The organism is Pseudarthrobacter sp. CC12 (genome assembly GCF_039907755.1).
GTDB classification, from domain to species: domain Bacteria; phylum Actinomycetota; class Actinomycetes; order Actinomycetales; family Micrococcaceae; genus Arthrobacter; species Arthrobacter niigatensis.
Genome location: NZ_JARDJH010000006.1, coordinates 184621 through 195193, shown reverse-complemented (window position 1 = coordinate 195193; position 10573 = coordinate 184621). Strand labels below are relative to the sequence as shown.

Sequence of the window (10573 nt, the reverse complement as noted above, 5' to 3'; positions counted from 1 at the left end):
TCGAGGCGTTATCCGCTTTCACATGCGCCGCGCTGGGCGGCGGCTCCGGTATCTGGCTGCTCATCACAAACCACCCGCCTGGCCGCCCCGGGTGCGGTCCTGGGTGAGGGGATCGTTGGCCATGGGATCGTCGGCGAGGGCGCGGCCACGGAGCGGATCGTCCGAGAGTTGGTTACCGGACCAAGGCTCTTCCACGAGTTGCGGACTGTCCAGCCCGCTGGCCGCCCCCGCTGACTCAGGGTAGCTGCTGCCGGGAGCGCCGCCGTCGTATCCTGCCGTGGTGGTGGCCGGGCCGGGAAGCTGGACCGGCGGAGGAGGAACTGTCCCGCCCGCTACCGGGTACGACTGGTTGTACTGGTCGCCGTAGGTGCTGCCCGCGTATTGGCCGCCAACACCGGTGCCGGCAGCAGTGGACGCCGATGCTTCGGGCGGGCCTGCGGTGAGGCCGCGGGTGAGGCGGCCGGCCAGGACGCCGGCGCCGGCGGCGAGGAGCAGGAAGGTCCCGGGCTTGTTCCGGGCGAAGCGCTGGACCTCGTTCAGGAGGTCACCCGGTTCCCGGTTTTCCAGCCAGGTGGCCATCGAGGAGGTGCGCTCCGCTGCCTGGCGGACCAGGTCACTGGCCATGCCCTGCTGGTCCGGGGCGCTGGCCATGCTATGCAGCTGGGTGGAGATGTTGCGGATGCCCTCGGCAGCCTTCTGCTGCTGCGTGCCTGCCTGGCTGGTCAGGCCTGACTTCGCCTGTCCCAGCAGGTCCTGCGCATTGGCCTTCGCCTCATGCGCAACGTTCGCTGCCTCGTCCTTCGCCGTCTGGGCCACATTCTGCGCGGACCCTGCTGCGGTACGGGCTACGTCGGCCGCTTCGTCCTTGGCTGCGTCCTTGCGGGAGGAGCCGTAGGTGTCACCAGCCTGGCTGTCGCCCTCAAGGGGAGCGGCGGTGGCGGGGAAGGTGGCGGGCGGCCGCTCGCCGGGAATTCCTGTATTGGCCGGCGGAGCCGTGTAGGCGGGATCCTGGGGCCATTGGTTCTCTGTCATCTTCGCTCTCTTTCCAAGAAGGCCGGTTGTTGATCAAGAACCAGCAATACTGGCCGTAAAATGATAAGCATGATTACTAATGAAAGGTAAGTACCCTTGCTAAACGAGTTATAACCGTTCTAAAAATGTCAGCCGGAAGGCGAGGGCCTGCCCGGTCACAACGAAGTGGAAAGTGGTGGGAAACGTGGACACAGCTCCATGGGTATGGGTTGTAGTTGCCGTTGTTGTGGTGGCGCTGATCGTGCTGCTGCTTTTGGCCGGAGGCAGGCGCCGAAAGGCAATGCAGGAAAAGCGGGACCAGGAACACCGGGAGAAGGCGGCCGAGATCCGGCGCGAAGCCGAGAACATGGAAATCGATGCCCGCGAGCGTGAAGCGAAGGCCATCCGGGCCCGTGCGGATGCGGAGCAGGCCAAGGTAGATGCAGCGCGGCTGCAAAAAGAGGCTGAACAGCGCAGCCAGGAAGCCCAGTCCCTGCGGGGCGACGTTGCCACCCGCGCCCGGAAGGCAGACGAGCTTGATCCCGACGTCGGCCCGGACGGCAGCCGGCAGGACCGCCGCGTGGTGCAGGACGCCCGGGAGGAGCGGGGCGGAGTGGATGCCGGGCACGATCGTCACGATGTCCACGACGCCGGGCAGGATCGACCCCAGGGGTATGGCGCCGGTTCGGACCGTCCGCAAACGCACGACGCCGGGACGGATCGTCGCGTCATACACGACGCCCGGCAGGACCGCACCGAAGCCTATGGCGCCAGGCATGATGCAAGCGAAGGGCTGGGCCACGCCGGACGCAGTGCCTCCCAGTCAGGTTCCGCCGCAGATGTTGGGGCTGGTTCGCGGGGGGAGCCGGGCTATGTTGACGATGGGCGCGACGACGCTGGACGGGGCCTTGGCGGGGACCGCGAATTTCCCGCTGCCGGTGCAGGCGACAGGGCGCCGGAGGCCGAGCCGGGACGGAGGCGCCATGCAGAGACCAGGGATGCCGCCGCGGGCGAAGACGTGCGAAGCGACCGGGGCGGCGACCAGGGCGCCGGCATCTAATCGACGCTTCAATCAACGGCGCCGGCACAGATGCTCCCGGCATCCCCTGGCCAGGGTGCAAGGGGCTGACGCATAGGCGCAGGAGCAGCCGGCCGGCCGCTCCTGCGCCTAGCGGGCGCGGGGTTTGAGGGCGGGGGAAGGACTGACTCCTTCCCCCGTTCCCATGCCCACAAGCAGCTCCTTGACGGCATCGATCGATGCCACTTTCGGCTCCCAGGCCAGGATGCGTTCCGCGCGGCTGGTGTCCATGATCGGGGCGCCGGCAGCCATCTCCACCCATCCGGCGTCTGTGGGCTGCAGCCGGGCCCGCCACGTCAGGTCCACCAGTGCGTGGAGCAGCCGCATGGGGATGGGCAGGATCCTCTTCGCGCCGAAGATGCGGCCCAGTTCCTGGGGCGTGAGGACCGGCTCGGCGGCAATATTGAAGGCTCCGCTGGCGCGCTGGTCGACTGCCCGCCAATAGGCCTCTGCAACGTCGTCCGCATGGACTGCCTGGAAAACCAGGTTGTCAGGGACCGGCAGGATGGGCAGCCATGGCCTGGGTGGTACCAGCCGGGACAAGACGCGGCCAAGGAAGTACCTGCCAATTTCAGCCCCGGCCTGTCCTTGGAAGATCAGCGCAGGCCGCAGCCGCGCGACGGCGATGTCCGGGTGTGCGGCCATGAATCCGTCCAGGAGCTTCTCCTGCTCTGCCTTGTGCCGGCTGTAATGCGAGCCTGCCATGCCATCTGCCGGCCATGACTCGTCCCGCCGCTGGTCCTTGCCGGACGCCTTGTACGCGCCCACCGAGGAAGCGCAGACAACCTGCTTGACTCCTGCGCGTGCAGCCGCCTCCAGGACATTTCCGGTCCCCGTGACATTGGTCCGGTGCAGGAGGTCCAGATCGCGGTTCGGCTGGATCTGCCATGCCAAATGGACCACTGCATCGACCCCGGCCAGCGCTTTTTCCAGCAGGGGCATGTCCCGCTCCAGGCCCACATCCAGGGTGTGCCACTGCACGCCGCTGTAGGGTTCCCCGGACGTATCGGGAAGCCTGCGGCTGATTCCCACCAGTTGCAGGCTGCCGGGCTTCCTGGCCAGCTGGCGCTGCAGGTTGCGCAGCAGTGCTGTCCCCGCGTTTCCGCTGGCTCCCGTAATGGCGATGCGCATACCTAAGACTCCTTGGCGGCTCGATCCAGTTCCCCCTACTTTCAGAGCTTATAGCGGAGGAGCATTGTTTTATAAGCAAGCTTATGATTTCCTACTTCTAAGTCTTGCCGCAGGCTTTCGGAACCAGACCGAGGGAAACCAACACTCATGCCCGAATCCTTTGCCGCATTTGCCGTCGACGCTGCGCCCGTCCACCGCCGGCAGCCGGTACCAGCACAAAACCACACTCCGCCCGCCACCTCCGGGCGGCTTCGCGAGACGTTCGAAAACGATTTGGTCCTCAAATACCTGGACCTTGCAGAAGCCCTGGCTGCGCGCTTCGAAGCCCGCGGCAGGGAGCGGGCAGACCTGAACCAGGTTGCCTATCTTGGCCTGGTCAAGGCAGCCCGTGGCTTCGACCAGGCCAAGGGGGAAAGTTTCCCCGCCTACGCTGCGCCCACCATCACCGGCGAACTCAAGCGGTACCTCCGCGACCGGACCTGGGTGGTCCGCCCGCCGCGCCACATCCAGGACCTGAGGACCCGGCTGTTCCGGGCAGAGCCGGAGTTGACCCAGTCGCTGGGCAGGAATCCCAGCGTGACGGAGCTGGCCAGCGAACTGGGGAGCGATCCGGCCGAGGTGCAGGAGGCCATGGCGGCGTCCAGCAGCATGCACCCCGATTCCCTGGACGCGGTCAACCCCAACTCGGATGCACCATCCATCGGCGAGGTGCTGGCGTGCCCCGAGACACCGCTGGAGCGCCTTGAAGAACTGTCCTGCCTGCGCGACGCCATGCAGGACCTGAACGACTCGGACCGCGAGCTCCTGTACCGCCGCTACTTCTGCGAGGAAACCCAGGTGCAGCTGGGGAAGCGGTTGGGCATGTCCCAGATGCAGGTTTCCCGCCGCCTGGCCAAGGTGCTGGTGGAACTGCATCGCAGGCTGGAGGAAGGCGCCCGTGCCGGAGTGGTGGACGGGGCCCTCGGCGATGAAACGCCGGGCGGCGCAGGCCGGCGGGGCCACCCTGCCAACACGGTTGCGCCCTTCCACCGGCCGCTGAGGGCTGGACACTCCACCGCAGCGAAGCGGGCGGACCGGCGCCACGGCGGCACGGGGACCAGGTAGCGGCCGCACTGCACGCTCCGGCGGCACGGCTGCGGGTACCGGTTCGCAGCAGAAGTGGCTGTTGCTGCGCAGAGCTGCATCGCCGGCATGGCGTAGCAGTCCCAACGCCTGCGCGGCGCACTCCTTATCTTGCCTGTTCAAGGTGGGTACCGGTACGCCGCGGATGCGGCCAAAAGGCACGGGGCCTTGTTTAGGAGCAACAGCAGAAGGGAACTGGTTGGCTATGGGAAGCTCTGAAATGTCCACGCTCCGGGCTGTCCTGTTCGACAGGGACGGAACCCTGGTTGTCGATGTGCCCTACAACGGGGATCCCGGCAAGGTACGGCCGATGGCCGGCGCGAAAGAGGTGCTGGATGGCCTGCGGGCGGCAGGAATTGCCACTGGGGTTGTCAGTAACCAGTCGGGCATCGCCCGCGGCCTGATCACGGCCGACGACGTGGCAAAAGTCAATGCCCGGGTGGAAGAACTCCTGGGGCCGTTCGATGTGTGGGAGGTCTGCCCCCACGAGGAACAGGACAGCTGTTCCTGCCGCAAGCCGGCTCCCGGCATGGTGCACAGCGCCTGCCGCAAACTTGGGATCCACGAATCGGAAGCCGCCCTTATCGGGGACATTGGCGCCGACGTGGGGGCCGCCGAAGCTGCCGGCGCCACCGGGGTCCTGGTCCCCACGCCCGTGACCCGCGCCGAGGAGGTGGCCGCGGCGCGGCTGGTCGCCTCCGACCTGTCCTCAGCCGTGGGCCTGCTGCAGGAGCTGCCCTGATGGGGCGCGTCCTGGTGGCCCGGCTGGACAGCATGGGCGATGTCCTCCTCTCCGGCCCGGCCGTCCGCGCGGTGGCCAACGGCCGCGCCCAGCACGGCGGCAGCACCAACCACGTGGTGATGCTGTGCGGCCGGCAGGGTGAAGCCGCCGCTGCCATGCTCCCGGGCGTCGATGACGTCTACAGCTGGGACAGCCCGTGGATCATGAACCCGGCGCCGCGGATGACGGGCCCGCATGCGGACCGCCTGATCGAATACGTGCGCAATTCCCGCATCACCGAAGCCGTCATCCTCACTTCCTTCCACCAATCGCCCCTGCCGCTGGCTCTCCTGCTGCGCCTGGCAGGCGTGGAGCGCATCACCGGTGCCTCCACGGATTACGCTGGCTCGCTGCTCGATGTCCGCCTGAAACCGGGGGAGGACTTCCCCGAGGACCAGCCCGAAGCGGAACGGGCGCTGGGCATCGCGGAAGCCGCCGGCTTCCGGCTCCCGGCGGGCGACGACGGAAAGCTGCGCATCAACTCCGTGGCCGAAGTGGCTGCCCTCGTAGGTACCGGACCCTACGTCGTGGTCCACCCCGGCGCGGCCGTCCCGGCAAGGGCGTGGCCTCCGCTGCACCATGCTGCCGCCGTCGAACTCCTCCAGGGGGCCGGGTACCGCGTGGTGGTGACCGGCGGTCCCGGCGAGACGTCGCTCACGGCCACGGTGGCAGGCCCCTCCGCCCTGGACCTGGGCGGCCGCACCGACCTTGCCACCATGGCGGGCGTCATGGCCGGGGCCGATGCGGTCATCAGCGGCAACACCGGCCCGGCCCACCTGGCGGCCGCGGTGGGCACACCTGTCGCTTGCCTGTTTTCCCCCGTGGTCCCTGCGATCCGCTGGGCACCCTACGGCGTGCCGCTGGAACTCCTCGGAGACCAAAATGCGCCGTGCCGCATGACCCGGGCCCGGATTTGCCCGGTACCGGGCCACCCGTGCCTCGATTCGGTGTCGCCGGAGGAAGTGGTGGCAGCGGTGGAGCGCCTGGTAAGTGGAGTGAGCTCCTTCAGCACGCACGTCAGCACCCGTAGAAAGGCCCGCAACAGATGAGGATCCTGCTCTGGCATGTCCACGGTTCCTGGACGGATGCCTTTGTCCGCGGTCGCCACGAGTACCTGCTTCCCGTCCTGCCCGGAGGCGGCGCGTGGGGACTGGGCCGCGCCGGCAGGGACTGGCCGGAATCAGTGCGGGAGGTGGACCTGGCCACGCTCGACGCTGACGCCGTGGACGCCGTCGTCCTCCAACGCCCGGAAGAGATCGATGAAGTGGTACGCAACCTGGGACGGAAGCCCGGCGTCGACCTGCCGGCCGTGTTCGTGGAGCACAACACCCCCAAGGGAAATTTCCCGAACACCAGCCACCCCCTCGCTGGCCAGGACCGCATCCCGGTGGTCCACGTAACCCATTTCAACCGCCTGGCCTGGGACAACGGCTCCGCTCCCATCACCGTGATCGAGCACGGAATCCCGGACCCCGGACAGCTATACACCGGTGAGCTGCCGGAACTGGGGGTAGTGGTCAACGAACCTGTGCGGCGGGGCCGGGTCACAGGAACGGACTTGCTGCCGGCCTTCGCTTCGGTGGCTCCGCTGCAAGTGTTCGGCATGAAGACGGAAGGCCTGGCGGCAGCCACCGGAATCGAGGCTTCACGCGTGACGGCCCGGGGCGACCTGAAGACACGGGACCTGCACCGGGAACTTGCCCGCTGCCGCGTCTACGTCCATCCCATGCGCTGGACCTCGCTGGGGCTGTCCCTCCTGGAAGCCATGCACCTGGGCATGCCGGTGGTGGTGCTTGCCACCACTGAGGCCCCACGTGCCGTGCCGCAGGAAGCCGGCGTGGTCTCTGCCGACGTCGACGAGCTGCTCCGCTGTGCGGCGCGGCTGGTGGCCAATCCGGATGAAGCCCGACGGCGGGGACTCGCCGCCCGGGAGGCGGCGCTGGAGCGTTACGGCCTGGGCAAGTTCCAGGACCGCTGGGATGGGCTCCTGGCGGACCTGCGGAACCGGCCCCGGCACCCCGTTAACGAGCGGCCGGACGAGCGGATCCTCGTTCCGGCACGGGAGAGGAAGACACCATGAAGATCGCCATGATTTCCGAGCACGCCAGTCCGCTGGCGGCACTGGGCGGCGTGGACGCAGGCGGGCAGAACGTCCATGTTGCCGCGCTGTCCGAGGCCCTTGCCAAGCGCGGCCACCACGTCACCGTCTACACCCGCAGGGACGCAACGGAGCTTCCCGCACGGGTCCGGGTGGGGCGCCGGTTCGACGTGGTCCACGTGGACGCCGGGCCCGCCCGCCGCGTGCCCAAGGACCAGCTGCTGCCCTACATGGGCGACCTCGCGGACGGCGTGGCCAGGGACTGGGGGCAGCGGCCGCCGGACGTGGTGCACGGCCACTTCTGGATGTCCGGCCTGGCAGCCTTGGAGGCGGCCAGGCGGCCCGACGCCGGGTACCGCGTGCCCATGCTGCAGACGTTCCATGCGCTGGGTACCGTCAAGCGGAGGCACCAGGGCGCGGAGGACACCAGCCCGGAGGCACGCCGCTGGCTGGAACCCGGCGTGGGACGCGCTGCCGACCGGATCATCGCCACCTGCTCAGACGAGGTCTTCGAGCTCAAGGCCATGGGCATCGCCACCGGCAAGATCTCCATTGCGCCCTGTGGGGTGGACCTGGGCTTCTTCTCGGCAAATGGGCCGGTGGCCGAAAGAAAGCGCCGCTACCGGATCCTGTCGGTGGGGCGGCTGGTGCCACGCAAGGGCGTTGACCTGGTGATCCGATCACTCCCGTACCTCAAGGCGGCGGGATTCGACGACGTCGAACTCCTGATCGTGGGCGGCGGGGGGGACACCAACGTCATGCACTCCGACCCCGAGATCCGGCGCCTGCTGGACCTTGCCGCCGGGCTGGGCGTGTCTGAACACGTGACCCTGCAGGGGCAGGTGGCCCGGACGGAGATGCCCGGCATCTTCCGCAGTGCCGATGCCGTGGTCTGCGCACCCTGGTACGAACCGTTCGGCATCGTCCCGCTCGAGGCGATGGCCTGCGGCGTCCCGGTAGTAGCAGCAGCCGTGGGCGGCCTCCGGGACACGGTGGTTGACCATGCCACGGGCCTGCACGTCCCGCCACGGGACCCCGAGGCCATCGCCTCGGCACTGTCACTGTTGCTGGAAGACCCCGCCCTCAGGACAAAACTCGGCCAGGCCGGGGAGCGGCGCGCACGCACCCGTTACTCCTGGGACCGGGTGGCAGCGGAAACCGAAAAGGCCTACCAGCTGGCCATGGCCGGTGCCCCGGCCAGCGTTCCGGCCGGGAACGTACCGATGGAAGGAGCCGCCCTGTGACTGCCGAATCGTCCCTGCGCGAAGCAGACCTCCGTACCCTCACCGGAGCACCGCCGCTGCCCGCGGTGCTCCCAGGCGCCACATTCGTGGACCCCGCCAGCGCCGAGGCCGTCCGCACCCACCTGGACAATGTCATTCCGGCCCTTGATTCGCTCCGCAGCCAGTCCGGCCGGCTGGCCGCCTGGGGCGTGGAGCTTGCCCAGCGCCTGCTGCGCGGGCAGCGGATCCTGGCCGCGGGCAATGGCGGCTCAGCTGCGGAGGCGCAGCACCTCACCGCCGAACTGGTGGGCCGGTTCGACAGCGAACGGGTCCCGTTCTCCGCCATCTCCCTGCACGCGGAGTCGTCGGCGGTCACCGCCATCGCCAACGACTACGGGTACGACGAGGTCTTTTCCCGGCAGGTCCGCGCCCACGGCCGTTCCGGTGACGTGCTGATGCTGCTGTCCACCAGCGGCAAGAGCCCCAACCTGCTGCGCGCCGCAGAAGCGGCGGCCCGGCTCAACGTGACCACCTGGGCGCTCACCGGCTCCGGCCCCAATCCGCTGGCGGACGTCTGCGACCAGGCCGTCATGATCGACGCCCTTAACGCCAACGCCCAGGAAGGGCACCTGATCGCCCTGCATGCCATCTGCCGGGCCTTCGACCTTGAGGTTGCCCGGCACACCCCGTCCGTAGTGTCCGGGTTCCCGAGAGGGGGCCGGGCATGAGGGTCGTCGTCGTGGGAGACGTGATGCTCGACGTCGACCTTTCAGGTGAGGCCACCAGGCTCAGCCCGGATGCCCCCGTTCCCGTGGTGGACATTTCGGGTGTCCGACGCCGCGCAGGCGGCGCAGGCCTGGTGGCGCGCATGCTGGCCCAGGACGGCTGGCCCGTCACTCTGGTGACGGTCCTTGGCAATGACGACGCCGGCAGCCAGTTGCGTGCACACCTGGCCGGGGTGCAGCTCGTCGCGGGCACCAGTGGCTATCCCTCGCCCGTCAAAACCCGGGTCCGGGCGGGTTCGCATCCGGTGGTCCGCTTCGACCAGGGTTGTGAAAAGACGCCGGTTCCGGACGTGAGCCCGGCGATGCTCCGCGCCGTGGAACAGGCCGGCGTGGTCATCGTTGCCGACTACGGCAGGGGGCTGGCGGCCAACCCCCGGCTCCGCGCGCTGCTGGGCCGGCTGGCGGGTGAGGTCCCCATTGTGTGGGACCCGCACCCTTCAGGGCCGGAACCGGTGCCCGGGGTTGCCGTGGTGACACCGAACATTTCTGAAGCAACCAAAGCCGTCCAAGCTGGTTCCGGAAGCGCTGCAGGCTCGGCAGACACCGTGGCGGAAATTCTGCTCCAGCGGTGGCGCAGCCGGGCCGTGCTGGTGACCAGGGGCGAGGAAGGGGCGGTCCTGCTCCGGCAGGGTGATACCTCTGCCCGGGCCGTCCCCGCGCCAAGGGTGGAAGCCGGCGACCCCTGCGGGGCCGGCGACCGCCTGGCAGCCAGCCTCGCCGTGCACCTCCTGGCCGGCAGCGACCTTCCGGAAGCTGCCGCGCTGGCAGTCCACGATGCCGCCGACTTCCTGGCGGCCGGGGGCGTCTCGGCCCTGCCGGACACTGCAGGGGCCGACGCTGCCGCCGGACATCCGGCGCCGGCTGCCGGCCGGCGCACCACCGAACCCGTGCTCCTGGCCCGTTCCGTGCGCGAGCGCGGCGGGACGGTGGTCGCCACCGGCGGCTGCTTCGACCTGATCCACGCCGGCCACGTCCGGTCACTCACCGCAGCCCGCGGGTTGGGGGACTGCCTCATCGTTTGCCTGAACTCGGATGACTCGGTGCGGCGGCTCAAAGGCCCGCAGCGTCCCATCATCGGCCAGCACGACAGGGCCGAACTGCTCCTTGCGATGGAATGCGTGGACGCGGTGATGGTCTTCGATGAGGACACCCCGGAAGCCGCCCTGGACCGGCTCCGCCCCGACATCTGGGTCAAGGGCGGCGACTACAAGGGAGCCCGCCTGCCCGAGGCCGACCTGGTGGAAAGGTGGGGCGGCCGCTGCCTTACCGTTCCCTTCCACCCGGCCCGCTCCACCACCGGCCTGGCTGACGCGCTCGCCAAGGTCAGCTGAACCACTTCCCTTT

General features: G+C 68.9%; 10 protein-coding genes. 8 read left to right on the top strand and 2 right to left on the bottom strand.

Going from position 1 to position 10573, the window contains the following annotated elements; genetic code table 11:
- Positions 1-63: 63 nt before the first annotated feature.
- Positions 64-1032: a hypothetical protein gene (locus PV772_RS07615; protein WP_347885797.1), complete on the bottom strand. Its 969-nt coding sequence runs from the start codon at positions 1030-1032 to the stop codon at positions 64-66.
- Positions 1033-1216: 184 nt separating this feature from the next.
- On the opposite strand from PV772_RS07615, the gene ccmD reads away from it, so the two are divergent.
- The gene (ccmD, locus tag PV772_RS07610) at positions 1217-2071 is read left to right on the top strand and encodes a heme exporter protein CcmD (RefSeq protein WP_347885796.1); all 855 of its coding nucleotides are present in this window, start codon (positions 1217-1219) and stop codon (positions 2069-2071) included.
- A gap of 108 nt (positions 2072-2179) precedes the next feature.
- On the opposite strand, the gene PV772_RS07605 is transcribed toward ccmD, so the two are convergent.
- The gene (locus PV772_RS07605; protein WP_347885795.1) at positions 2180-3220 is read right to left on the bottom strand and encodes an NAD-dependent epimerase/dehydratase family protein; all 1041 of its coding nucleotides are present in this window, start codon (positions 3218-3220) and stop codon (positions 2180-2182) included.
- A 147-nt stretch (positions 3221-3367) separates the two neighbouring features.
- On the opposite strand from PV772_RS07605, the gene PV772_RS07600 reads away from it, so the two are divergent.
- The 7 genes from PV772_RS07600 (at position 3368) to PV772_RS07570 (ending at position 10560) form a co-directional block, all read left to right on the top strand.
- Positions 3368-4324 (top strand): sigma-70 family RNA polymerase sigma factor, encoded by a 957-nt coding sequence (locus PV772_RS07600; protein ID WP_347885794.1) that lies wholly within the window; start codon positions 3368-3370, stop codon positions 4322-4324.
- Positions 4325-4547: 223 nt separating this feature from the next.
- Positions 4548-5084 (top strand): HAD family hydrolase, encoded by a 537-nt coding sequence (locus PV772_RS07595; protein ID WP_141158383.1) that lies wholly within the window; start codon positions 4548-4550, stop codon positions 5082-5084.
- The gene (locus PV772_RS07590) at positions 5084-6172 is read left to right on the top strand and encodes a glycosyltransferase family 9 protein (protein ID WP_141183152.1); all 1089 of its coding nucleotides are present in this window, start codon (positions 5084-5086) and stop codon (positions 6170-6172) included. Before PV772_RS07595 ends, PV772_RS07590 begins: the two co-directional genes overlap by 1 nt.
- Positions 6169-7203 (top strand): glycosyltransferase, encoded by a 1035-nt coding sequence (locus PV772_RS07585; RefSeq protein ID WP_141158381.1) that lies wholly within the window; start codon positions 6169-6171, stop codon positions 7201-7203. The genes PV772_RS07590 and PV772_RS07585 overlap by 4 nt, the downstream gene beginning before the upstream one ends.
- Complete coding sequence (locus PV772_RS07580) at positions 7200-8465, top strand: glycosyltransferase (RefSeq protein ID WP_347885793.1); 1266 nt, start codon at positions 7200-7202, stop codon at positions 8463-8465. Before PV772_RS07585 ends, PV772_RS07580 begins: the two co-directional genes overlap by 4 nt.
- Positions 8462-9172, top strand: a complete 711-nt coding sequence (locus PV772_RS07575) for an SIS domain-containing protein (protein WP_141158379.1) — start codon at positions 8462-8464, stop codon at positions 9170-9172. The genes PV772_RS07580 and PV772_RS07575 overlap by 4 nt, the downstream gene beginning before the upstream one ends.
- Positions 9169-10560, top strand: coding sequence for a PfkB family carbohydrate kinase (locus PV772_RS07570; RefSeq protein WP_347885792.1), 1392 nt, complete (start codon positions 9169-9171; stop codon positions 10558-10560). Before PV772_RS07575 ends, PV772_RS07570 begins: the two co-directional genes overlap by 4 nt.
- Positions 10561-10573 lie beyond the last annotated feature (13 nt).